Below are 21,832 nucleotides of genomic sequence, written 5' to 3' on the forward strand. Positions count from 1 at the left end.
TCTGGTAGCGCGAATCAATCCTCGAACTCGGTGCGTTCGGTCGCGGGGGTCGGGTCGTCGCGGTCGTCGTAGAACGCGCGGTAGGTCGCCCGATACCGCGCGAGCTTCCGGTAGAGGAAGTAGCCGAAGAAGCCGTCGTAGAGCACCACGAACGCGAGGAGTGTCACGAAGGTCGGGACGCCGAGCACTGCGGCCGCGATCGACGGGACGAACGTGAGGGTGTTGTACGTCGCGTGGATCAGCGCGGCGATCAGGAGCCCTTTGATCACGATCGGGCCCGCCCGATCGCGGTTGAACTTCGCCAGCCCGAGATAGTAGCCCGCAAAGGCCGAGTAGATCACGTGGCCCGGGCCGGCGATCGCGCGGGCGGGCGTCACGCCGCCGCCGGCACCGAGAATGTTGCCGATGACTGGGGTGCTGACTGCGTCGGTGATGTAGAGGGCGTTCTCGATCGAGGCGAACCCGAGACCCGCGACCGCACCGTACACCGCGCCGTCGATCACCGCATCGAAACGCGAACTCCGGTAGGCGTAGATCCTGACTGCGAGCCACTTCACCGTCTCCTCGACCGGTCCGACCACCAGGTAGAAAAACCAGACCGTTCCCACCACCGGGACCAGGCCGAAAACATCGCTCAAATAGGAGTTGACAAGCGCGGCGAATCCCGCGAACAGCGTCCCGAGCGCGAACGTCGCAGCGAGCAAGGATGGTGGCTCCGCCGACGTGACATCCGTTCGCCAGACGAAGACGACGAGCGCGAGCGCCGGCAGGATCGACAGCAGCGTGAACCCGCCGACGATGGGGTTCGTGACTCGCGTCAGGTCGGTGCTCGACAGCAACAGCCAGAGGATGGCGAGCGACGCGAGCACCAGAATCAGCTGTGCAGTCGCCTGCAACACCCGATAGAGCGTGACCGCGATCCCATCGAGTGGCGATCGCACCTCCCACGTCGTCACATCGTAGAGATCGCGCGTCCCGTCGTCGCGCGCCTGCACTGGATCGTGTCCGTCCACCATACCCGCTTCTCGGTCCCCGGTTCCTAACCGTTGTCCCTGTCCGAAAAATCCATGTGATTATATAACATTATCGCCTTTATGCGTAGATTGATGTGGTTCCGTCGACGAAGCACAGGTCCATGACACCACGAAGCACCTCGCGGGGAATTCTTTACGCGACACTCCCGACCGAGGAGCCGAACGAGGAGGAAAAACCGACGGCAGCGGCGGCGGAAGACGAACCCACGACGGCACGATCGAACGCCGGTCCCGTTCCTGCGGACGACTGATTCGACGGACCCGTTCTCTGCTGGTCGCTCCCGCCGAGCGTGAGCTACACCGACTCGATCTCGACGTACCGTACCTGCACGTCGACCGGACCGGGATCGACGATCGTTCCCGGGACATCGAGTGTCCCGAGTGCACCGTCGATGCGCCGATCGAGCGGCGCGGCGAGACTCGCCGATTCGCTATCCGGTGGTTGGCCGACGACGACGGTCACGTTCGTCGGTTCGCGTGGCGGGACGGGATCGTCGTAGCCGAACTGGACGTCGAGGAGCGTGAGCTGCTCGTACTCGGGTCGATCGAGGAGTTCCTCGACATCGCCCTGAACCTCCTGTTCGAACGCCGCGGTGCGGTAGGAGTCGTAGGTCACGACACCGAGGAACACCGAGAGGACGAGGATCGCCGCCACCAGCGCCCCGACGCGTTTGCGGGTGGCGCGCCGGGCGGTGTCCTCTTTGAACCAGTGGTCGGGTCGGTAGCCCCGATACCAGAGCACCACGAGTGCGGTCACGTTGATCGAGAGCACGTTCACGAGCACCAGCACTGTGGACCCGAGCACGGTCCCGGGCAGTCCCCACGCGATCCCGATCCCGATCACGCCGAGCGGCGGGACGAGCGCGGCCGCGATCATCACCCCCACGATCGCGGCCGACACGCCCGACGCGAGGCTCACCGCGCCCGCGACGCCCGCCCCGAGCGCGACCGCGAGCGAGAGGAAATCCGGGGTGAGTCGCCCTCTGACCTGGCTGATCGCGAGCACGTCGGTGCCCGGCGGGATCACGTTGGTCACCCTCGCGAGGCCGGCGAACGCGGCCGCGGCGACGATCGCGATCGCGAGCCCCACAGCTTGCAGTTTGATCCCCTCACGGAACATCTCGCGATCGTCGACGACGGTGCCGACGGCGGTCGCCATCGCCGGGCCGATCAGCGGCGCGATCACCATCGATCCCACCACGACCGCGGGCGAGTCGAGCAGGAGGCCGGCGGTGGCGACCACCGCGCTCACGATCGTCATGACGAGGTAGGTTCCGGTCGTGGGGACGAGTTCTCGGGCGCGCGCGTGGAGTTCCTCGCGGGCGATCCGTTTGTCGCTGTCCTCGTCGTTCTCGTACCGCTCTTCTAACTTGTCGAATCGGCGTGACACCACGGTTTCGGCATCGAGAACGACGGTGTAAGCGTCCTCGTCGATCCCGGTCTCGCGGAGCCGATCGAGCACCGGCTCGACCGCAGTCGTCGGCAACGGAAACGAAACCACTCCGGTGAACTCCCGGCCGCTCGTCTCCTCGGTCAGCACGTAGTCGATTCCCTCGTCGTCGAGGGTCCGGAGGATCGCCTCGCGCTTGCCCGCCGGGATCGTCACCTGGACCAGTCGCACACGCGGTGCTCTCGGCGGATGGTCAAATATCCGTGGATGTACCGGTGGTCGGCTGTCGTGCTTTCAGTTGTCGAGGCCGGGTATGGTGGTTGGCGCGCGGGAGCGCGTCGAAGACGCGCGACTCGTGCGAGGTCTGCACGAGCAAAGCGAGTGCAGGCTCGTCAGAGCAGAGCTCTGACGGTGGATGACTGAGCAAGCGAACGGAGCGAGCAGTGCGAGCGGAGCGAATCGGTTGGGGAGGGCGTGGCCCGCGGTCTCTCATTTGTGCCGAGATCCGTCACGGATGGCTTGATTCTCGTCTCCAAATTCGAGGCAACGACCTAGCTCCGGCCGAGCGAACGCGACACTCGGTAGGGAGAGTTAACCGATCGCAACTGATACGCCAGTCATGTTCGAGGGACGCCCCAACCGAGGAGCAGAGATCGTCTTCTGCGGTCGGTCGAACGTCGGCAAGTCCACCCTGCTCCGCGAGCTCACGGGTCACGACTTCCAGACTGGACAGAAACCTGGTGTGACGCGCTCACCCGGCCACTACGACTGGGCTCCCGAGGATTTCGTGCCTGTCTCTTATACACATCTCTGATGGCGCGANGGGACGCTGTTCGCGGGATTCGCCGCGCTTGTCAACTCCTATTTGAGCGATGTTTTCGGCCTGGTCCCGGTGGTGGGAGTGCTCGTGATCGACGGCAAGAGCGCCGTCGACATCATCGATCGCCACGCCGATCGCGGCGACATCCCCCACGACGTCGAACTGTTCGATTTCCTCCGCGACGTCGACGTTCCCACCGTGATCGCGGTCAACAAGATGGACAAGGTCGACGACCGCGACGAGCGGCTGAACGCCATTTGTGAGCGCCTCGGTCTTCCGTCGCCGTGGCAGCAGTGGCAGGACACGGTCGCGCCGGTGAGCGCGAAACGCGGCTCTATCGGCCCGCTGACCGACGCGATCGGCTCGCACCTCCACGAGCAGAAACGCGACGATCTCCTGAAGTTCTTCTGAACGTTTTTACTGCGGGGGGTGCGCTCGCTCGTTTCACTCGCTCGCCCACCCCCGTTTGCTCACGGGCGGCGAAGCCGCCCGTTCGCACGGCCAGCGGGACGGCTCCGCCGTCCCGCTCGGCTTGCAAAAACGTTCATTAAAACCCCCGCTCGCTCGCGCTTCGCGCTCACTCGCGGTACAACTGCTGGCGCTCTCCGCGACCGCATCGCACAGCACCGCCCGAGCCCTCGCTCCCTGCGGTCGCTCGCCCTCGATCCACCGAGGACCGCAACCGCACCGCCGCCGCAGCCGCAACCGCATCGCCACCGCAGCCGCAACCGCATCGCCGCCGCAGCCGCAACCGCACCGCCACCGCAGCCGCAACCGCCCAGCAGCAGCCGTGCCGCGTCATCAACCCGTAGATGGAAGGCCGACGAGTGCGTCCATCGATACGTGAGCGGGTACGTCGTCGAGATCAAACCGTCCGCGCGGCGGAGCAGCCGCACCGCCGGCGAGTGGGTCCACGAATCCGGCCCGCACCGGCGGTTCGCATCGAAGGCCCTCGCCTGCGAGTGGGCTCGGAAAGCGAGCGCTGACGGACCGGTCTGGGTGCAGGACGTCCCGGCCCACGATCCGAACCCAGCCGATGGCTACCTCGTTGGCGGCCGGCGCACCGCCGGCTCCCCGGCCACTGCAGGCAGTCAGTCGTCACTCGACGGCGTGTGAGCCGAACACGACGCTTTTGCCCCCATAGCGTGAACCGCGAGCATGGCCGAATCACCGGGCGAGCCAGCGATGAGCCGAAAGCGCGCGGCCCTCGCCGTGCTCCCCTTTCTCCTGATCGGGCTGACGGGGCTCGTGTTCGTCCTCCGATCGGGACTCGATTTGGTGTGGGGGCTCGCCATCCTGCCACCGATCCTGTTCACCTGTGTCCTCGCGTGGATCGCCTTCCGAAGCGGCTTCGCGGATCGATAGCCCGAACGACACGAGCGCGGCGCTATCGGGTCGGTGTATCGAGAAGCGCCGGGGGTGAGATTTGAACTACGCACAGACGTTCCGGGTCGCTCCCTGCTCACGGCTCGTTTCGCTCACCGTTCGCTATCGGAGGCGTTCGCCGTACTCACGCCTCCCACCGCTCGCTTCCCGGGCTGCGTCTGTTCTCATTCAAATCCCACGGCTGTCGCTCACGGATTCGCGTCGTGCGAGCGCGATGAAACGCGCTCGCGGAATTACTCGTCCGAGAAGCGCCGGGGGTGAGATTTGAACTCACGAGTCCGTGAGGACAGTTGCTTTCGAGGCAACCGCCTTGGCCAGGCTAGGCTACCCCGGCTCCATCGACCGTTCGCCCGACGCCACTTTATCGGTTTCGGTCTCGCGCGCATCGCCATCGATAAGCGGCTCGGTTCCGGGAGTGTGCGCATGGACGCCACGGACGCCGATATCGCGGACGCGGGCGAGGACATCGACGCGGTGCTCGACGCGCTTTCGGCGACCGTCATCGCCGATCGTGAACTCTTAGAGACCGTGCTGCTCGGCGTGCTCGCTCGCGGTCACGTCCTACTGGAAGACGTCCCCGGCACCGGCAAGACCCTGATCGCCCGCAGCGTCGCCCGCACGCTCGGCCTCAGCTTCTCCCGCGTGCAGTTCACGCCCGACCTCCTGCCCGCCGACGTGACGGGCACGCACGTCTACAACGAGGGCACCGGCGAGTTCGAGTTTTCGCCCGGTCCCGTTTTCGCGAACGTCGTGCTCGCCGACGAGATCAATCGCGCACCGCCCAAAACCCAGGCCGCACTCCTCGAAGCGATGGAGGAGCGCCAGGTCACCGCCGACGGCGAGACTCACGACCTCCCCGAACCGTTCTTCGTACTCGCCACCCAGAACCCCGTCGAGATGGCGGGCACGTTCGAACTCCCCGAAGCCCAGATCGACCGGTTCCTCGTCAAGACCGCCATCGGCTACCCCGACGAGGCCGGCGAGACCGAACTCCTTCGCCGGCGGGCCGACCGGGATCGCCGGAGTCCGACCGCCGAGGAGGTGCTCTCGGCGGAGTCGGTGCGCGCGCTCCAGAACGTACCCGAGTCGATTCGGGTCGAAGAGGACCTCATCGAGTACATGGTCGCGCTGGCGCGGGCGACCCGCGAGCGCTCCGAATGTGACGTCGGCGTCTCGCCCCGCGGGACCCAGCGGCTGTTCGAAGCCACCCGCGTCCGGGCAGTGCTTTCGGGCCGCGAGTACGTCACCCCTGAAGACGTCAAGCGGGTCGCGCGGCCGGTGCTCGCCCACCGGCTCGTGCTCACGCCCGACGCCGCGGTCGAGGGTGTCGATAAGCGAAGCGTGATCGACGACGTGCTCGACGGCGTGGCGGTCCCGACGGTCTGAGCGACAGCCTGACTTCAGTCCGCAGCAACGAACAGTCCGAAGCACGTGCCAGGGCGCGGAATCGAGTCCAACAGCAGTTGCGACGACGATCGGATGCAACCAGCTATACGACCGGTTGTTCCGCAACAGAATGAGTAAACTTTATGTCATCAGCATTCAATTATCGATATAGATGAATGCAGTTGTGGAATACAATTCGATAAAAAGTATGTCACGCTGTCTCCGTCGATAGAACAACAATGAGTGACAAAGAAAACTTCTTTACTCGACGACGTGTGATCAAAGGGGCTAGCGTCGCCACTGGTATCGGTATCATCGGTGGCGGAAGCCTGTTCTACTCCTCGCAGCCCGCGCTCGCAGCGGTCGGCGACAGCCCGATTTCGGCCTCTGGACTCGACATGACGGCCAACGACGGTTCGGTGACCGAAGTGACGGTCACACCCACGCTCTCGCTCGAATGGTCGAAGTTCAGCTCCGGTATCTCCGGGTTCGATATCGAACTCCAGGTCGCACCGTCCGGTGGAACCCTCACCACGGCGGAGAGCCTGACCGGTGTCAGCGACGGCACGACGACTGGCGTTTCGAGCTACTCCATCCAGAACACCGGATCGAACGCCGATCCGGGCGGAATCGCGGACATCTCGCTCGCCGGTATCGGTCTCGTGAGCAGCGGTGCACTCACCCAATCCGATCTCCCGAGCAACGTGGGTGACGGTGCAACCGCCACGGAAACCGTCGACTTCGCGGTGACGGTGACTGCCAACAGCGCGAGCGGCAGCGGGACTGCCACCGACACGTCGCCCTCTCCCTCCGGTTCGTTCGACGTGACGCTCACCAACGACGCAGGGTCCACTACTGCGACCGGGAATATCTCGACCAGCGGGACCAGCGGGTAACTCGCTCCGTCGCGAGCGACCCCGGGCGACGAGTCCGGTCACTTTTTTTGCATCAAGCAGTCGATCACACACGCGATCCGCAGCCACACCGATACCACATGAATCAGGATACGGCGACTCTCCACACACGAATCGAATCCCGATCGGTCTTCACCAACGTCCTCTCGCTGTCGGGCTACGCCGGTCTCGCCGTTGGCCTGATCCTCGAAGCCTATCGTCTCTACCTCGTGGATTCGGCGATCGGGATGGGCAGTGCCCCCGAGTGGGTCACGCTAGGCGGCTCCTCGCTTCTCGTCGGCTCGATCGTCGCCCTGCAGTACACACGGGTTCTCGACGACGTTTTCGAGGGCTGGCTGGACCTCGTCGTGCTCTGTCTCGTGATCGGGCAGTGGGGGGTACTGGTTTCGTCCTACCTCGACGCGACGATCGGCGGGGCCGGGAGTCCGTACGGGTTTCTGATCATCGCCTGTGCCGGACTGTACGCCCTCGTCGCTGTTCCCATTGCGATCAACTACGCTCGGCGGTGTTGGCCGTCGACCAGCGCTGTCACGGGGTCACGAACCGAGTAATCCCCTTGATCGTCCCCTCGGCCGCACCGGAACGGATCTCCGTCGTCCTGGCACCGACTCACGGCCGGAGCACGACGACCAGCACCACTGCCCCGCACAGCAGCGCGATCGGGACGAGCGCCGTCCCACCGCTCGCGGTCCGGAAGAGTACCATCCCGATCATCGCCGGGATCGCCGCCGTCACGACGCTCGTCCCTGCATGGGCGAGTTCGAGTCGGGTGGTGTCGGCCTCGCGGCCGAGCTCCTCGCCGACGTCGATTCCGAAGGTGGCGACGTCCCACGCGACCACCGCGGCGGCGGTGGCGAACACCACCACGATTGCGGGCGCGCCCACGAGCCCGGCGAGAACGACGCCGCAGAACAGCCCCGCGCCGCCGAGCGTGACGGCGGACCGCCAGCCGCGGACGAGACCGAGTCCCACGAGCACGAATCCGAGGCCCCCGGCCGCGAGCGAAACGGTGCTGACGGCGAGCGCGAGCGTTCCCACGAAGCTCGCGGCCAGCGCGAGGCCAACGCTGATCCGTGCGGGCGCGTCGTCGATCGGCGGCGTGGCGGTCGCGGTCATCCCGGCCCTCCCGCACGGGCGAGCGCCGTCGCCAACGGCTCGTCGCGCCAGTCGAGCGCCGGAACTCCCGCACTCCGGAGGGTCGACAGGCGAAGTCGCCGTTCGGTTCGGGCCAGTCGACGGCCGGGCGTCCCGTCGCTCGTGGGGTCGGGACTCACGGCCGTCACGCGGTGGCCGGCGGCGTCGAACCGCTGGAGGAGACGGACCACGCTGTCGTCACACAGCGGCGAACACACCACGAGTTGAGCGTCGTCCGGCAGCCGGCGGCGGAGGCGTCGCGCCCGGATCGACGGATAAAACGGCGCGTCGGGCGGCGTGGGTGCGAGTGCCGGATGGGTCGCCAGCAGTTCCTGGACCTGGGCACGGTGGGCGGTGCCCGCACCGGGTGCGAGCCAGCACGGCTCGGGCGAGAGCGCCGCGATCCCGACCCGGTTCTCCTCGCCGGTGAGCACGTCGTAGAGCGCGCCGGCAGCCCGAATGGCCCGCTCGACCGCGCTCTCGGCATCGGGGCCGGACGCTCGGTAGGCCTCCTCGCGCGCGTCGATCAGGAGCACGACCGACGCGGCGCGCTCCTCCCGGAAGTCGACGGTGGCGAGCTCGCCGGTTTTCGCCAGCCCGTTCCAGTCGATCCGCGAGAGGGGATCGCCCGGGCGGTACTCGCGGGTGGTGTGGAACGCGACACCGCTCCCGCCGATCTCGGTCAGCACGCGCCCCGGCTGGCCGGTGGTCTGCGCCCGAAGCGGGAGTTCGCCGGCGGCGTCGAGGCTCGGCACACAGGTGATCGGGGTGGCGTCGGCGCGGACCCGTCGCGCGCGCTCGGCCGTCCCGCTGACATCCCGCGCCACCGCGAGCGCGGGCTCGAACGCGTGTCTCCCACGCATGGCGGTCACGTCGTACGAGAACGTCGCCGACTCACCGGGCCGAAGAGCGGTTCCGAGCCGTGGCGAGCCGGAGTCGACGTCGAGCGCCGGTGGAACGCCGTCGATCACCCGGAGGTCCGGAAGCGACGAGTCGCCGGTGTTCGTCACCTCCACGGTGACCGTCACCGAATCGTCGGGATCGGGGTCGGCGTCGTTCACCGACCGTTCGAGCACGAGGGAAATCCCCGGCGGGCGCGCGGCACGCGCGAGCGCGGCGAACGCGATCCCGACCGTCCCCGCGACCACGAGCGCCGGCTGGCTGGCGAGGACGCCCGCTGCACCCGCCACCAGCGCGAGCGCGCTCACGCCCCGCCACCGCTCGGTCCGGCGGGTGGCGGTCTCGTTCGGCCCGAGCTCGGCGTACCCCTCGCTCCCCCGGGACGACTCGGTCGCCATCATCGCTGCCTCGCGCGCTGTGCGAGCGCGTCGATCGCGTGACGCGCCCGTCGCTTGATCGTCGGTTCGAGACTGAGTGATCGCCGGAGCTGGGTCGTGAGCGACACGTCCGTGCCGGGATCGTCGGCGAAGAAGGCCGCAGCGTGGGGGTCGTCGGTCCAGGTTCCGTCCGCGAGTGCATCGCGGGCTGCGTCTTCGGCGAGGCCGTCGCGGACGAGCACCGCGATCGCGGTCGCTTCGAGCCGATCACGAACCTGTCGGCGATCACGCGCGCCGTGCAGCCGGCCGGGCGACGCCATCGCCGCGAGCCGACGGTCGAGCCCGTCGCCCGGCGTCGCGTGGGACTGTGACCGTTCCACTGCGGGCAGGGCTGGCCGGCGATCCGTCGTGCCGAGTCGCGCCCGGATCGCCATCCCGGCGAGGACGAGCGCGACGATCCCGACGCCCGTGAGGAGCGCGGCGTTCGGCTGGATACCGCTCCCCAGACCGGGCGCGACCGCGACCGCGAGCCCGCCTGCAACGAGCGCGAGCCCGAGGGCCAGACCGAGCCGTCGACCCCGCTTCATCGATCCTCCGCGTACTCGTGTTCGATCCGCCGGAGCGCGGTCACGGCCCGGCTCTCACGGTCGTCGGTGATGCGCCGACCGCCGTAGCGAACGGTGCGAAACAGATCGGTGAGTTCGTCGACATCGCTCCGTGTCATCCCGGCGTCGGTCGCGGCGCGGGCGAACTCTCTCGGCGTGCTCGATCCGGGGTTGGCGACGTCGAGGTGGTCGGTCATCTCCTCCCACGCGCGGTATACCTCGTTCGTCGCCTCGCCCTCCTCGTCGATTCGGTCGGCCGCCCGACCGGCGGCGCGACCCACGCTGGCGGCGACGGCCGCCGTCGAATCGTCGGCCTCGGCTTCGGTGTCGCGCACCGTCTCGTCGTCGCTTCGCGCGAAATGAAACAGTACGGCGATCCCGACGATCAGCACGAGCCCGACGAGCACCGCGAGCGCCGGCGATTCGGTCGTGACCGTTCGTGCCCCGTCGGAGAGTGATCCACCGCCTGGAAGTGCGAGTTTCCGACCATCGAGGAAGCCGCCCTGGCCGGATTGGCTGCGAGAACCGAGTCGGGTGACGAGGAAGTACAGCAACAGCATTCCCACAGCGAGGGCCGCCGAGATGACGGCGAGGCTGCGAAGATCGTCCCGCCACGCGTAGAGCCCGACGAGCAACGCCGCAATGAGCAGGACAGCGAGGATGCGGCGGACGAGCGGTGAGATCACCGATGAATCGGACGACTCGCTCGGTGGCGATCGACCGAGATCGAGTGCCTCGCCGCTGCCGGGGCCGGTGGCGTCGCCGTCGCTGATGCCCGTCCCCCCGCCGCCCGACTCGATCCGGTCGAGCGTCGCCGCGCCGACGCCGAGCGCCACCACGGCGAGGACGGCGATCAGGACGGGCCCGAGCGCGTCGCGGTTCACACCCTCACACCGGCCCCCCGGATGTTGAACGTTCCGTCGGTTCGGGGTTTGATGTCGAGAATTCCGATGGACAGCGGTCGCACGGTCGAGTAGCCAGTCGCTCCCGATTTCGGCCATGAGCCGTGTTATCGCCTCTTGTGGGACGAAACACAGCCGAACGTTTTATTTCACATGCGGTGATGTTTCCGGCTGAATGAGGCAAAACTGCGATCCGACACCCACGACGGGATTCGCCCGTCTCGGTGTCGGCACGAACGGTCCCACCGCTCCAGCAGGCGACGGGGCGAGTGAGGGCCGTCCTGGGACCATGTCGCGCCGTCGGCCAGCCGCCATCGTCTTCAGGGAGAGCCAGTGATGTCGGCCATCGAACTCGACGGGGTCACGAAGCGGTTCGGCGACGTCACTGCGCTCGAAAACTGTGATCTCGATGTCCACGAAGGCGAGATCTACGGGTTCTTGGGGCCCAATGGGGCAGGAAAGTCGACCACGATCAACATCCTGCTCGACTTCATCCGACCGACGGCCGGCAGCGCGCGGGTGCTCGGCCACGACGCACAGGCCGAAAGCCAGCAGATCCGCGAGCGCGTCGGCGTCCTCCCCGAGGGGTTCGACGTGTACAACCGGCTGACCGGCCGACAGCACCTCGAGTTCGCCATCAACTCGAAGGGGAGCGACGACGATCCCGACGCGCTCGCCGAGCGAGTGGGGATCGCCGACGCGATCGATCGAAAGGCCGGTGGCTACTCGAAGGGGATGGCCCAGCGCCTGGTACTCGCGATGGCGCTCGTCGGCCAGCCCGATCTGCTGATCCTCGACGAACCCTCGACAGGATTGGACCCCAACGGCGCACGCGAGATGCGCGAGATCATCCGGGCCGAGCGCGACCGCGGCGCGACGGTGTTCTTCTCGAGCCACATCCTCGGTCAGGTCGACGCGATCTGTGATCGCGTGGGCATTCTCCGCGGCGGTGAACTCGTCGCCGAAGACACCGTCGAGGGGCTGCGCGACGCGACCAGCGCCGAGGCGACTCTGGTGGTCGAGGTCGATCGACTTCCGGACGGCGTGCTTGAGGAAGTCCGCGCCCTCCCATCGGTCTCGGACGTGAGCGCCGAGGGGACCACGATCCGGGCGTCGTGTGACGACTCTGCGAAGACCAAAGTGCTGGGAACCATCGAGGACAGCGGTGCGACAGTCGAGGACTTCTCGACCGAGGACGCCTCGCTCGAAGAGCTGTTCGCCTCCTACACCAACGACAGTCCTGTCCGATCGACCGGGAAGAGCGGTGGGACGGACGGACAGGCCAGCGAACACGAGGAGGTCAGAACGTGAGTACGCTCGCGGTCGCGCGAAAGGACTTCAGCGACGCGCTCCGTTCGCGCTCGCTGATCGCGCTCGTGGCAGTGTTCGTGATCTTCGCCGGCGGCGCGACGTATCTCGTCGCGGAGGTGCTTGGTGGTAGCGGCGGTGGCGGCACGGAAGGCCTTCCGCCGGTGTTCGGACTGTTCCTCGCGTTGATCACTCCCATCTCGGTGCTCGTCCCGCTGATCGGTGTGATGACCGGCTACAAATCGATCGTCGGTGAGCGCGAGAGCGGTAGCGTGAAGCTTCTGCTCTCACTGCCACACACCCGACGCGACGTGGTCGCCGGGAAAACCATCGGGCGAACAGCGGTGTTCGCCGTCGCCATCATCGTCGGCTTCGCCGTCGCGGCGGTGGTCGCGTTCGTCTCCTACGGGTCGTTCCCTGCTGTGGAATACGCGGGATTCACGCTGATGACGATCGTGTTCGGACTGGTGTATCTGGTCTTCGCGGTCGGGATGTCGGCTGCGACCGGTTCGACATCGATCGCGCTCTGGATCTCGCTCGGGCTCTTCGCCCTGTTCCAGTTCCTCTGGGGGTTCGTCGTCAACCTGGTGGTCTGGGTGGTCAACGGATTCAGTAGCCCGGCGAACTTTTCGCTTCTCACCGGCTACGTTACGTTCGGCGAGAACGCAATCGTCCCACCCGATTGGTATCGACTCATCGTAAGCCTCAATCCGAGCAGCGCGTATCAGAGCACGCTCGGGACGATCTTCAGTCAGGATCTGAACTTCGGCGTCAGCCAATCGGGGTCACTGCCGTACTACCTCCAGGACTGGTTCGGGTTCGTCGTCCTCGCAATCTGGCTGGTCGTGCCGCTCGTGCTCGGCTATCTCCGGTTCAACCGTTCGGACCTGTAGTTCGATTCCTCACTTCATTCCGCCACGATGTACGCCATCGAAACCACCGACCTGACGAAACGCTACGGTTCGACGACCGCGGTCGAGGGACTCGACCTCGCCATCCCCGAAGGGGTCGTCTACGGCTTCCTCGGGCCGAACGGCGCGGGCAAAACCACCACGATGCGGATGCTGACGACGCTGACCACGCCCACGGAGGGCTCGGCTGCGATCGCGGGCCATTCGGTCGAGAACCGTGACGACGTGATCGGCCAGATCGGCTACCTCCCGGAGGAGCCCCCACTGTACGACGAGCTCACCGGCCGCGAACAGCTCGACTACATCGCTGGACTCCGCGACGTGCCCACCGACCAAAGTGAGAAGCGGATCGGATCGCTGCTCGATCGGTTCGATCTCGCGGCCGACGCCGACGACCGGATTTCGACGTACTCGAAGGGGATGAAACAGAAGACCGGGATCATTCAGGCGTTGCTGCACGAGCCGAGCGTGGTGTTCCTCGACGAACCTACTTCAGGACTCGATCCGCGGGCCGCGCGCACGGTACGGAACACCATCGCGGAGCTGGTCGCGGGCGACACCACCGTGTTCCTCTCGACGCACATTCTCCCCGTGGTGGAGGAGCTCGCCAACGAAGTGGGTGTACTCTACGAGGGAGACCTGGTCGCCGAGGGGCCGCCCGACGCGCTGACCGAGCGGATGGAGACCGGCGAGGAGAGCACCCTCGAAGACGTCTTCCTCGAAGTCACTGGCGGACGCGAGGACCCGGCGACCCCAGAGCATGAGTGAGGCTGGCTGGCTCCGCCACGGCCTCTCGATCGGCCTCGTGGAGTTCCGGCGAACGACGCGAGGAATGCGTCGGAACAAAGGACGACTCGCGCTGCTCGTCTTCGGCGTCGGGTTCTGGACCGTCTCGATCGCCGGGTTGGCCATACTGTTCACCGCCCCGCTCCGCTCGCTCGACGCGCCGATCGCGCTCCCGGCGGCCGCCCGCGGCGGAGCGGCGCTGGCGTGGCTGTTCGGGGTGTACATAGTGGGCCAGCGCGTCCTGAGCCAGTACAGCCACGTCGATAGCGAGGCCGGGATGCTCACGACGGTTTCGGCCCGGAGCGTCGCGACGGGTCTCGTGATCGCCGAACTCCTCCGGGCGGCATCGTATCTCCTCGCCCCGCTGCTCGTCGTGACTGGGCTGGTGGTCTATATCTTCGGAACGCCGCTCGGCGTCGCGACGATCCCGCTCGCCGCCGGGCTGTTCGCGCTCACCGCGACGATCGTCGGCAGCGCGATCGGCTACGCCGGCGCGTTGCTGGTGGCGCGGTCGCGGTTCGTCGCCAGATACAAGACGATCATCGGTGTTGCGATCGTGACGGTGATCTTCGGCGGGTACGCTGCGGTCGTGTTTTTCGGAGCGGATGAACTCGGGATCGGTCCGGCCCTGTTCGCGTGGCTGCCCGTCGGCTGGTACGTCGATCTCGCCGCCATCGGATCGCCGCTCGCGTTCTCGACGGGTCACGTGACCGGTGTGATCGTCGCCACGCTCGCAGTGCTCGGGGTGGGGGGCTGGGCGATCGAGCGACTGACGACCGCGCTCTGGTTCGCGGACCCGGTCGAGCCGACACGGGACGAGGACGCTACCGACGCCGCTGCTGCCGCGTCCCCCGCCACCCGCACCGACGCCGACAGCCGTACCGCCGCCCGCACCGACACCGGCCTGACAGGCGGAAACGGGGCGTTGACGGCGGCGCTCGGTCGCTTCGGGGCGGTGATCCCGACGCGCACGAGCCGGCCGACCCGTCGCGTCGCGGCGAAGGCGCTCGTCCGAACCTGGCGAAATCCGAGCCGGCTCACGATCTTGCTCACGCCGGTGGTGATCGCGGTGGTTTCGGTGTTCAACGCCACACAGTTCGGTGCGGCGTTCGCAGTCGCACCGGTCGCGATCGTCCTCCTGCTCCCGTGGCTCGCCGGCGCGACGTTCGGACTGAACCCCTTCGGCGACGAAGGGGCGGTGCTGCCGGCGACGCTCACGGGCGGCATCTCGGGACGGGCGTTCGTCCGCGGGCTCGCGCTGCCCGGACTCGTGGCCGGCCTCCCGCTGACGGTCGCGCTCACGCTCGCTGCCGGCTGGTTCAGTCCGTACTCACCCTTTGAGGTCGCGGGTCTCGCGGCCCTCGGCGGCGTGCTGGTCGCCGCCGTGGTCGGGCTCGCGCCCGTGATCGGGATGCGGATTCCCCGATTCAGCACGTTCAGCGTCCGCGGGAGTCGCGACGTGGTGCCGCCGAGCATCACCGCGGGGATCGTCTACACGATCGTCCTCCTCGGGCCCGGTGTCGTCGCGGCGGTCGCGCTGGTCGTGCCGGCGCTCCTGCGTGGCTTTCTCGCCGCGTTGGGGAGCGGTGTGATCCCCTTCGTGCTGCGGTGGCTCGGGGATCGCGGCGTGCCGCTCGTGACCGGGCCGGCCCCGTGGTTCGAGGGGCTCGGCCCCGTGATCCGTGGGCTAGCGACGATCGAGGTCCGGGCCGGCGGCTACGCGCTGCCGCTCTTTCTCTTGGTCGTGGGCGGGCTTCTCGGCTATCGCGCCGCGGCGCGCCGCTTCGACACGTACGAGATCACGTGAGGCTCCTTCTGCTTCCGATCAGTCCCACATGGTCGCGATGACGGCGACGATCCCGAGACAGAACGCTACGATCCCCGCCCCGAGCAGTGTCTCGGTGTAGCCGACGGCCGTACCGAGTCCCACGAACACCGGCGGCCCGACCGTCGTGCCCGCCCGGATGATGCTCGTCCGGAGCGACATGATCCCGCCGCGGAACTCGTCGGGCGTGACCGCGTTCAACGCGGTGTCGGTGACCGGTTCGGCGAACGCCTGCCCGATCCCGAACAGGAAGAGCGCGCCCGCGATCGCGACCACCGAGTTCGCGAGCGCGATCGCCGCGAGCCCGAGGCCGTACACCACGAACCCGAGCGGGATGAGCTGAGCGCTCGACACGTGCCGGAGCAGTCGGCCGGTCTGGGAGGACGTGAGTCCCATCGTCACCGCGGGCAGTGCGAGTAGCAAGCCGATGATCCCCGAGGAGAACCCGTACCGATCGTCGAGTACGAACGGGACCGCTGTCAGCTGTGCGCCGTAGAGGATCACGAAGATGCCGAAGATGGCGACGTAGAGACTCAGCACTTTGCGTCCCGGAACGGCCTTCACCGCGTCGACGACGTAGCCGAGGCCCGTCTTGCGCCGATCGAGCGTCGGTTCGTCGAGCGCGCCGATGCCCACCAGCCCGACGACGATCCCGAGCGCGAAGCAGGCGAACGGTGCGGCCGACGAGATCGTAGCGAGTACGCCGCCGAGCAGCGGGTAGCCCGCCGCGCCGATCGCGAGGATCGCGGCGTTGAGCCCGATCAGCGTGTTGCGGAGCTCGCCCGTGAACAGATCGCCGATCAGCGTGATCGTGAGGCTCGTTACCGCGCTCCCGGCCACCCCCTGAAGCACGCGGAGCCCGAGGATCGCCCGGAAGCTGTCGAACAGCACGATCGCGCCACCGGCGACCCCGAAGACGAGCAGCGCCGGCACCAGTAGCCACTTGCGCCCGACGCGATCGGCGAGCAGGCCCACAAAGGGCGTGAACACGACGCCGGGAAGCGTGTACGCCGAGATGAGGAGGCTGGCGTCGGCGGCCGAAATCCCCCACGCCGTCTGGATCGCCGGCAGCGCGGGGCTGATGAGCGAGACGCCCATCACCGTGATCAGCGTGCTCGCGAAGATCACGAGCACCGACGGCGAGCGCCACGGGCTCTCGAACCGCGCCGAGTGGGCGGTCTCTCCGGCCATCAGACCACGCGACCGAACGCCGCGATCCACGACCGCCCGATCCGCCCCGACGGTCCGCACCGTTCGCTCGTCATCGCAACCACGACCGCTCCACGCCGCCCGGCCAACCCCTCGGCCAACCGTTCGCGGCACGCTCGCCCTCTCCAACAGTCATTACTGCAGCTACCCGATCGACCCATTTACGGCTTCAGACTCGCCGACGCACTGTGGGTCGGTATCACGAGTCGCCATCGGGTGCCGTTCGCCGGCCGGCCGATCGGCGATCGTCGGTCCGCTCGCGCCGCCTGAACCCGAACTCGAAGAGGACGCCCGCGACGATCCCGGCCACGGTCGCGTAGACGAACCCCCAGAGCATGGCGGTCTCGATCGCCGAGGCCGATTCTCCCGGCACGAGCAGCAGCTCCGTCCCGAGCCAGAGGTCGGCGAGCCACCGACCGACCGCCCACACGCCCGCAGCTGCCATCGTCGTCATCACCACGAACACCACCGCGAACGTCGGCGTCATCTCCACGGGAGTGAAGGCGTCGAGCTCGGCCACGACGATCAGCGCGATCGCCGCAACGGAGAGCGCAGTGACGAACGCGTTCGAGAGCGGTCCCTGGGCGAACACGCGGCCAGCGAGCGGGAGCCCGGCGATCACCAGGAGTCCCCACGGCAACATCACCTGCGGACTGCGGCGGGCGAGCGCCGGCGCGAGCGCGAGGCCGACGAGCGTCACCGCGAACCCGGCCCACAGCAGATCGCCCGCGAACACCCGCTCGACCGCCACGACGCCGATCGCTGCGACCACGAGCCACGATCGGCGGGCGCTCGCCGGTCCGCCGTCGACGAGCTCGTCGAACAGTCGGCTGCCGACGTTCGGGCCGGTCGTGAATTGCGGTGAGCGTCGTTCGCGCGCCGCCGTGCGGGCCGATTCGAGGCGCGCAGCCAGCGTGTCCACGACGTCGGACACCACGCCGGTGCCGAACGCGGCGACGAGCACCGCGCCGACCGAGTCGAAGACGAGATCGAGCAGCGAGTCGTCGAGCCCGTACTGGACGAGCACCGGCTCGACCCCGAGCGCCACGGACCCGATCCGCGCGGCGAACTCTAGCACCTCCCAGAACACGCCGAACGCGAGGGTGAAGATCAGGATGTAGAGCGCGAGGAATCGTGGTGGAAGGTAGATGTCGTCGCGGTGGACGTCGATCGCACGGGCGGTGACGTAGCCGACCGCGGCGACGATCGTCGCCGACAGCGTGTGCGTGACGTGATCCCACCACCAGACGTCGTCGTAGAGCCCGAGCATCCCGATCGTGTGGAGAAAGAGCGCGGTCGTGATCCAGAGGGTGAGCCCCGCGTCGAGCGAGATGCGGTAGTCCCGCGCCAACAGCGCGGGGAGGAAGGTCGCGGCGAGCGCGAGTGCGGCGTTGACCACGACGCTCGCGTTGCGGGTCGCGAGCCCCACGATCAGTATCAGCGCGATCGCGCCCTGCATCGCGCGGCTCGCGATCCGCTGGTGGCGGTCGGTGATCTCGATGCCGGCGATTCGCATGGGGTGACCGTACGGTGTCCAACTGTATAACGATGACAGCCTCTTCGCGGTACACGGCGCGGGTTACGCGCGGCCCAAGTAACTCATACTGTCGGACAGAAGCCCGTCACTCGTCGATGCGGATCGATCGATCCTCTTCCAGGGGTTTTGCGGTGGTGGCTGATGAAGTTCTTCCGTCCGACAGTATCAGACAACCGTGCAGCGCATCACACGCTATTCGGCCTCGATATACGACGCAAGCTCCCCAACCACTTCGTCGACCACGCTCGCCGTGAGCCGTCCCTGAACGGTTCCCGTCTGATCGTGCTTGATCGTCCCGACTGTCCACGGAGAGATGTAGCTCGTCCGCGGTGGTTGTCCATACTCCCAGTCACTCCCTGTCAGCCGACGACCGCCCGGACGTGATTTCGTCGCGAGGATCATCCCGATGTATTCCGAATCCGCGTACGGCAGCGATCTGTTGCTGATGAGCACCCACGGCCGAGGATTCGATCCATTCCGGTACGGATCAACCGCCCAGACCACATCCCCGCGCTGGTATTTCATGCATCCCCGCTCTGTTCGTCCTCGTACGGATTTTCCGCGTGTTCGAGCCATTCATCCATCACCTCCTCGGGAAAGCGTTCCTCAGCGGTTGCGAACGTCTGCGACATCGCTGCATACGACGCCAGCCGGTCGTCTTCCCCGAGAGCCCAGTATTTTCCCTTGTGCCTCACCAGTCCGCGCTCTTCGAGTCGTGACAGTACCGGGCCGATACTCCCGGCCTTCACGTCGGCCCCCTCAATGATCACGTTCTGGCGAAACGCCGCATCGGGGTGTTCAGACAGAAACTTGACACGAGCTGGGCGTTTGATCCCTCGGTGAGATCGAGCGCTGTCTCCGGAAGATGATCGAAATCGTCGACAGTGATGGGCATAGCCATGTACTACAACGTATTATAGCATATTGAAACCTATTCTGCCCGAATACCTCGCCATGAATGCTAGACGCTCATACGTATCCTGCCTGCGCCGACGGTCCCCTGTGGGCCGTGAGGCACCGCGGTGCAGGGGCGAGCGCCGGGGCGCATCGGTCACGCGATGGCGTGAGAGATCGGTACGAGCAACCACAGAGAGACGCATAAGAGATACCGCTCACGGTCATTCGCCATACCGACGCCACCCCGCGAGAAGCACACCACCAATCAGGAGGATGAGTCCCGTTATCCGGGCTATGTCCGTTAGAAGAGATACGTACCATACGGGGTCGATGAACTCGGTGGTTCGTTCGGTCTGGAGTGAGTAAATATCCCCTGAGTATCGAATTGGATAGATTCCGTGCCCCGTGGCGACGTTATCGCTCGTGTAGTCGAAATCTGGCGCAGTAGCGGATTCATTTTCGACGATATACGGTGAATCGGGGCGTGCTTGGTCAAATACGGCTTGTCCCCGTTCGGAGAGGTTTCCGTAGGTGAGAACATCACCACTATCGTACGCGATCTCATGTCCAAGTGTCCCATTTGTAGCAGGTTCGACGGTATGAACGTAATTAGCATCAGTTGACCCACCTAAGGGAAGAATCCCGACCACGAAGAGGATGATTCCAAGGCCAACCAGTGCTGCCGGGAGGGTTCGCATCTAATCGGACTACTAATCGGGCGCATAATTCCCTAAGGGTTCTCACCACGTCGATTGCGTCGGGCCACCACCCTGTCAGTAGGCACTCGGCAATTTACCACCGAATTACTATGTGAAGAGCGGAGCCTGTTTACAGCCTGTAAATAGGGGAAGTGCTTCGTTACAGGGTGTGGACTAGAGTTCGCTACTCTCGTGAACCATAGTCCAATATGTTATCGTCTCGCCATCCGGCATTTCTATATCACGGTCATGAAGCTCAAACCCGCATCTTTCATAGAATGGTGTCAATCCTTCCCGACAGCGGAGGGTGAGAATCACATCTTGTAGCTTAGGATGGGTGACGGTAGCATCGACAATTTGGCGACCGAGATTTTCGCCTCGACGCGACTCGGCCACGATTACCTCATATATCATCGAATATTGGTAGTACTCAGCTTTGCACGTTAAGTAGCGCCGCGTTGTAGGCGAGGGTAGCGGACGATGCTGCCAATCACAGATCTTCTGTCGTGTACGGANGTACTCAGCTTTGCACGTTAAGTAGCGCCGCGTTGTAGGCGAGGGTAGCGGACGATGCTGCCAATCACAGATCTTCTGTCGTGTACGGAGCCAATCAACGAGTTCGAGTCACTGTCGCCCGAGCAACAGCACCACGCGAAAACCTACACCACAGGTCTTGTTGCCGCCAGCAACAAGACCGTGGCTGGGATCGCACGCGAGGTCATTCCCGCACAGGGCAAACGAGCAGTCAACAAGTTCCTCACCGAGTACGATTGGGACGAGGATCAGGTAAACCACGAACGCCTCGAAGAGTTGCAGAAACACGGTGAAACGCGCTGGTCACAGGATGGCTACATCATTCTCGATGACTCGGTGAACCACAAAACCGGGAAGGAACTTCCCGGTGTCGGCAGATTCTACGATCACGCCGAAGGCGAGACTGTTTGGGGACAGAATCTCGTCTACGCCTTCTACGCTGACGAAAAGACNCGAAAAGACCGCCTACCCGCTCGCCTTCCGGCTCTACGATGATGACGACGACCGCACGAAGTACGATCTTGCCAGAGAGATCATCACGGAACTCGAAGACGAGGTAGGTGTCCCGGCGGACACCTACCTCATGGATTCGTGGTTCACTCACGATTCGAATCTCATCGACCACATCGAATCATACGACAAGGACTGGATCGGCCCGCTTCGCAGCAATCGACAAGTGACCTACGGTGGCGAGGAGATCCGCGTCGATGCGCTGGCAGAGCGCATCGACACGGTTGAGCGAGAGATCGACAATGAAACCTACAAAATCTGGACACAGAAGCGGTCTGTCTCGGAATTGGGCGAGGTACGACTCCTCATCGCGGAGAAAGTCACAGAGGAGGACGACGAGAATCCGGTAAGGTATTTCGCCTCGAACAAGATCGGCGCACCGTCTGAGCATTTGATCCGGTCGTACTCATTCAGATGGCCGGTAGAGGTGTTCTTCGAGGATTCGAAGCAGGATCTGGGCTTTGGAGACTGCGAGGTACGGGATGAAGGAGGTGCCAGTCGGCACTGGCACCTCCAGATGCTGGCCTACAGTCTGCTGCGGCTTGGTCCTGAATCGAGCGCCTCGGGAACGCAGTGCTCGAAAGCGTCGTCGATCCAAGTCCAGCTGGAATACGCTCTGAAGGAAGCTGTGTACAACCTGTTTTCGTGGGTGCGAGACCATCCAAAACAGGCTCTTGACGAATTGATGGAAGAGATCGAGCATCTCTTCCTTCACTCGAACGGCTCAGACGGTTCAAAAGGGTGGTATCTCTGAACGTGCAAAGCTGAG

The 21,832-nt window shown here is 65.7% G+C and carries 22 protein-coding genes, 1 tRNA gene and 3 pseudogenes; 13 read left to right on the top strand and 13 right to left on the bottom strand.

Annotation, left to right across the window (positions count from 1 at the left end):
* Positions 1 to 14: 14 nt before the first annotated feature.
* The gene (locus C450_RS12590; RefSeq protein WP_005043947.1) at positions 15 to 1,016 is read right to left on the bottom strand and encodes a PrsW family intramembrane metalloprotease; all 1,002 of its coding nucleotides are present in this window, start codon (positions 1,014 to 1,016) and stop codon (positions 15 to 17) included.
* A 119-nt stretch (positions 1,017 to 1,135) separates the two neighbouring features.
* On the opposite strand from C450_RS12590, the gene C450_RS22130 reads away from it, so the two are divergent.
* Entirely contained in the window at positions 1,136 to 1,285 is a 150-nt protein-coding gene (locus tag C450_RS22130; protein ID WP_161606965.1) for a hypothetical protein, read from the top strand.
* A gap of 44 nt (positions 1,286 to 1,329) precedes the next feature.
* Here the strand turns inward: C450_RS22130 and C450_RS12595 are convergent, their stop codons facing one another.
* Positions 1,330 to 2,655 carry a TIGR00341 family protein gene (locus C450_RS12595; protein ID WP_005043950.1) on the bottom strand — a complete coding sequence of 442 codons (1,326 nt, stop codon included), beginning with the start codon at positions 2,653 to 2,655 and terminating at the stop codon, positions 1,330 to 1,332.
* A 388-nt stretch (positions 2,656 to 3,043) separates the two neighbouring features.
* Between C450_RS12595 and C450_RS23515 the strand changes: the two are divergent.
* From C450_RS23515 to C450_RS12610, 4 genes and pseudogenes are all read left to right on the top strand, one after another.
* Positions 3,044 to 3,218, top strand: a pseudogene (locus C450_RS23515) (GTPase); the annotation flags it as partial.
* A 101-nt stretch (positions 3,219 to 3,319) separates the two neighbouring features.
* Positions 3,320 to 3,655, top strand: a pseudogene (locus C450_RS23520) (GTP-binding protein EngB); the annotation flags it as partial.
* A 432-nt stretch (positions 3,656 to 4,087) separates the two neighbouring features.
* Complete coding sequence (locus C450_RS12605; protein WP_005043953.1) at positions 4,088 to 4,360, top strand: hypothetical protein; 273 nt, start codon at positions 4,088 to 4,090, stop codon at positions 4,358 to 4,360.
* 42 nt (positions 4,361 to 4,402) lie between these two features.
* Positions 4,403 to 4,609 (top strand): hypothetical protein, encoded by a 207-nt coding sequence (locus C450_RS12610; protein WP_005043955.1) that lies wholly within the window; start codon positions 4,403 to 4,405, stop codon positions 4,607 to 4,609.
* A 270-nt stretch (positions 4,610 to 4,879) separates the two neighbouring features.
* Here the strand turns inward: C450_RS12610 and C450_RS12615 are convergent.
* Positions 4,880 to 4,964 (bottom strand) — tRNA-Ser (locus C450_RS12615).
* 89 nt (positions 4,965 to 5,053) lie between these two features.
* Here C450_RS12615 and C450_RS12620 point away from each other — a divergent pair.
* From C450_RS12620 to C450_RS12630, 3 genes are all read left to right on the top strand, one after another.
* Positions 5,054 to 6,016, top strand: coding sequence for an AAA family ATPase (locus C450_RS12620; RefSeq protein WP_005043958.1), 963 nt, complete (start codon positions 5,054 to 5,056; stop codon positions 6,014 to 6,016).
* Between the two features lie 239 nt (positions 6,017 to 6,255).
* Positions 6,256 to 6,912 carry a hypothetical protein gene (locus C450_RS12625; protein ID WP_005043960.1) on the top strand — a complete coding sequence of 219 codons (657 nt, stop codon included), beginning with the start codon at positions 6,256 to 6,258 and terminating at the stop codon, positions 6,910 to 6,912.
* Between the two features lie 98 nt (positions 6,913 to 7,010).
* The gene (locus C450_RS12630; RefSeq protein WP_005043962.1) at positions 7,011 to 7,481 is read left to right on the top strand and encodes a hypothetical protein; all 471 of its coding nucleotides are present in this window, start codon (positions 7,011 to 7,013) and stop codon (positions 7,479 to 7,481) included.
* 58 nt (positions 7,482 to 7,539) lie between these two features.
* On the opposite strand, the gene C450_RS12635 is transcribed toward C450_RS12630, so the two are convergent.
* From C450_RS12635 to C450_RS12650, 4 genes are read right to left on the bottom strand one after another with little or no spacing between them, the layout of a single operon-like run.
* On the bottom strand, positions 7,540 to 8,046 hold the full coding sequence (locus tag C450_RS12635; RefSeq protein WP_005043964.1) for a DUF7519 family protein: 507 nt from the start codon (positions 8,044 to 8,046) through the stop codon (positions 7,540 to 7,542).
* Positions 8,043 to 9,362 carry a DUF58 domain-containing protein gene (locus tag C450_RS12640; RefSeq protein ID WP_005043966.1) on the bottom strand — a complete coding sequence of 440 codons (1,320 nt, stop codon included), beginning with the start codon at positions 9,360 to 9,362 and terminating at the stop codon, positions 8,043 to 8,045. Before C450_RS12640 ends, C450_RS12635 begins: the two co-directional genes overlap by 4 nt.
* Complete coding sequence (locus C450_RS12645; protein ID WP_005043969.1) at positions 9,362 to 9,928, bottom strand: DUF7269 family protein; 567 nt, start codon at positions 9,926 to 9,928, stop codon at positions 9,362 to 9,364. The genes C450_RS12640 and C450_RS12645 overlap by 1 nt, the downstream gene beginning before the upstream one ends.
* Positions 9,925 to 10,830 carry a DUF4129 domain-containing protein gene (locus C450_RS12650; RefSeq protein WP_152424500.1) on the bottom strand — a complete coding sequence of 302 codons (906 nt, stop codon included), beginning with the start codon at positions 10,828 to 10,830 and terminating at the stop codon, positions 9,925 to 9,927. The genes C450_RS12645 and C450_RS12650 overlap by 4 nt, the downstream gene beginning before the upstream one ends.
* A gap of 354 nt (positions 10,831 to 11,184) precedes the next feature.
* Between C450_RS12650 and C450_RS12655 the strand changes: the two genes are divergently transcribed.
* Genes C450_RS12655 through C450_RS12670 form a run of 4 tightly spaced genes read left to right on the top strand, consistent with a single transcriptional unit; the run spans position 11,185 to position 15,660 of the window.
* Entirely contained in the window at positions 11,185 to 12,159 is a 975-nt protein-coding gene (locus C450_RS12655; RefSeq protein ID WP_005043974.1) for an ABC transporter ATP-binding protein, read from the top strand.
* Positions 12,156 to 13,049 carry an ABC transporter permease gene (locus C450_RS12660; RefSeq protein ID WP_005043976.1) on the top strand — a complete coding sequence of 298 codons (894 nt, stop codon included), beginning with the start codon at positions 12,156 to 12,158 and terminating at the stop codon, positions 13,047 to 13,049. The genes C450_RS12655 and C450_RS12660 overlap by 4 nt, the downstream gene beginning before the upstream one ends.
* Positions 13,050 to 13,076: 27 nt before the next feature.
* Complete coding sequence (locus tag C450_RS12665; RefSeq protein WP_005043977.1) at positions 13,077 to 13,835, top strand: ABC transporter ATP-binding protein; 759 nt, start codon at positions 13,077 to 13,079, stop codon at positions 13,833 to 13,835.
* A complete protein-coding gene (locus C450_RS12670; protein WP_005043979.1) occupies positions 13,828 to 15,660 on the top strand; it encodes a hypothetical protein in 1,833 nt (610 codons plus the stop codon). The genes C450_RS12665 and C450_RS12670 overlap by 8 nt, the downstream gene beginning before the upstream one ends.
* An 18-nt stretch (positions 15,661 to 15,678) precedes the next feature.
* Here the strand turns inward: C450_RS12670 and C450_RS12675 are convergent, their stop codons facing one another.
* The 6 genes from C450_RS12675 to C450_RS23525 form a co-directional block, all read right to left on the bottom strand.
* Positions 15,679 to 16,869: an MFS transporter gene (locus tag C450_RS12675; protein ID WP_049910200.1), complete on the bottom strand. Its 1,191-nt coding sequence runs from the start codon at positions 16,867 to 16,869 to the stop codon at positions 15,679 to 15,681.
* A gap of 217 nt (positions 16,870 to 17,086) precedes the next feature.
* Positions 17,087 to 18,403 (bottom strand): hypothetical protein, encoded by a 1,317-nt coding sequence (locus tag C450_RS12680; RefSeq protein ID WP_005043984.1) that lies wholly within the window; start codon positions 18,401 to 18,403, stop codon positions 17,087 to 17,089.
* Positions 18,404 to 18,616: 213 nt separating this feature from the next.
* Positions 18,617 to 18,949: a hypothetical protein gene (locus tag C450_RS12685; RefSeq protein ID WP_005043985.1), complete on the bottom strand. Its 333-nt coding sequence runs from the start codon at positions 18,947 to 18,949 to the stop codon at positions 18,617 to 18,619.
* Positions 18,946 to 19,194 carry a hypothetical protein gene (locus tag C450_RS12690; protein WP_005043987.1) on the bottom strand — a complete coding sequence of 83 codons (249 nt, stop codon included), beginning with the start codon at positions 19,192 to 19,194 and terminating at the stop codon, positions 18,946 to 18,948. The genes C450_RS12685 and C450_RS12690 overlap by 4 nt, the downstream gene beginning before the upstream one ends.
* A gap of 348 nt (positions 19,195 to 19,542) precedes the next feature.
* Complete coding sequence (locus C450_RS12695) at positions 19,543 to 20,019, bottom strand: hypothetical protein (RefSeq protein ID WP_005043989.1); 477 nt, start codon at positions 20,017 to 20,019, stop codon at positions 19,543 to 19,545.
* Positions 20,020 to 20,193: 174 nt separating this feature from the next.
* On the bottom strand, positions 20,194 to 20,433 hold the full coding sequence (locus C450_RS23525; RefSeq protein WP_152424501.1) for a GNAT family N-acetyltransferase: 240 nt from the start codon (positions 20,431 to 20,433) through the stop codon (positions 20,194 to 20,196).
* A 156-nt stretch (positions 20,434 to 20,589) separates the two neighbouring features.
* Here C450_RS23525 and C450_RS12700 point away from each other — a divergent pair.
* A pseudogene (locus C450_RS12700) lies at positions 20,590 to 21,817 on the top strand (IS701 family transposase).
* Positions 21,818 to 21,832 lie beyond the last annotated feature (15 nt).

This window comes from Halococcus salifodinae DSM 8989 (assembly GCF_000336935.1).
Lineage (GTDB): Archaea > Halobacteriota > Halobacteria > Halobacteriales > Halococcaceae > Halococcus > Halococcus salifodinae.

Excerpts from the sequence above, each read along its gene's own strand:
- C450_RS12590 (WP_005043947.1), bottom strand. The coding sequence starts at position 1,016 with ATGGTGGACGGACACGATCCAGTGCAGGCGCGCGACGACGGGACGCGC.
- C450_RS22130 (WP_161606965.1), top strand. The coding sequence starts at position 1,136 with ATGACACCACGAAGCACCTCGCGGGGAATTCTTTACGCGACACTCCCG.
- C450_RS12610 (WP_005043955.1), top strand. The coding sequence starts at position 4,403 with ATGGCCGAATCACCGGGCGAGCCAGCGATGAGCCGAAAGCGCGCGGCC.
- C450_RS12620 (WP_005043958.1), top strand. The coding sequence starts at position 5,054 with ATGGACGCCACGGACGCCGATATCGCGGACGCGGGCGAGGACATCGAC.
- C450_RS12625 (WP_005043960.1), top strand. The coding sequence starts at position 6,256 with ATGAGTGACAAAGAAAACTTCTTTACTCGACGACGTGTGATCAAAGGG.
- C450_RS12630 (WP_005043962.1), top strand. The coding sequence starts at position 7,011 with ATGAATCAGGATACGGCGACTCTCCACACACGAATCGAATCCCGATCG.
- C450_RS12635 (WP_005043964.1), bottom strand. The coding sequence starts at position 8,046 with ATGACCGCGACCGCCACGCCGCCGATCGACGACGCGCCCGCACGGATC.
- C450_RS12640 (WP_005043966.1), bottom strand. The coding sequence starts at position 9,362 with ATGGCGACCGAGTCGTCCCGGGGGAGCGAGGGGTACGCCGAGCTCGGG.
- C450_RS12645 (WP_005043969.1), bottom strand. The coding sequence starts at position 9,928 with ATGAAGCGGGGTCGACGGCTCGGTCTGGCCCTCGGGCTCGCGCTCGTT.
- C450_RS12655 (WP_005043974.1), top strand. The coding sequence starts at position 11,185 with ATGTCGGCCATCGAACTCGACGGGGTCACGAAGCGGTTCGGCGACGTC.
- C450_RS12665 (WP_005043977.1), top strand. The coding sequence starts at position 13,077 with ATGTACGCCATCGAAACCACCGACCTGACGAAACGCTACGGTTCGACG.
- C450_RS12670 (WP_005043979.1), top strand. The coding sequence starts at position 13,828 with ATGAGTGAGGCTGGCTGGCTCCGCCACGGCCTCTCGATCGGCCTCGTG.
- C450_RS12675 (WP_049910200.1), bottom strand. The coding sequence starts at position 16,869 with ATGGCCGGAGAGACCGCCCACTCGGCGCGGTTCGAGAGCCCGTGGCGC.
- C450_RS12680 (WP_005043984.1), bottom strand. The coding sequence starts at position 18,403 with ATGCGAATCGCCGGCATCGAGATCACCGACCGCCACCAGCGGATCGCG.
- C450_RS12685 (WP_005043985.1), bottom strand. The coding sequence starts at position 18,949 with ATGAAATACCAGCGCGGGGATGTGGTCTGGGCGGTTGATCCGTACCGG.
- C450_RS12695 (WP_005043989.1), bottom strand. The coding sequence starts at position 20,019 with ATGCGAACCCTCCCGGCAGCACTGGTTGGCCTTGGAATCATCCTCTTC.
- C450_RS23525 (WP_152424501.1), bottom strand. The coding sequence starts at position 20,433 with ATGATATATGAGGTAATCGTGGCCGAGTCGCGTCGAGGCGAAAATCTC.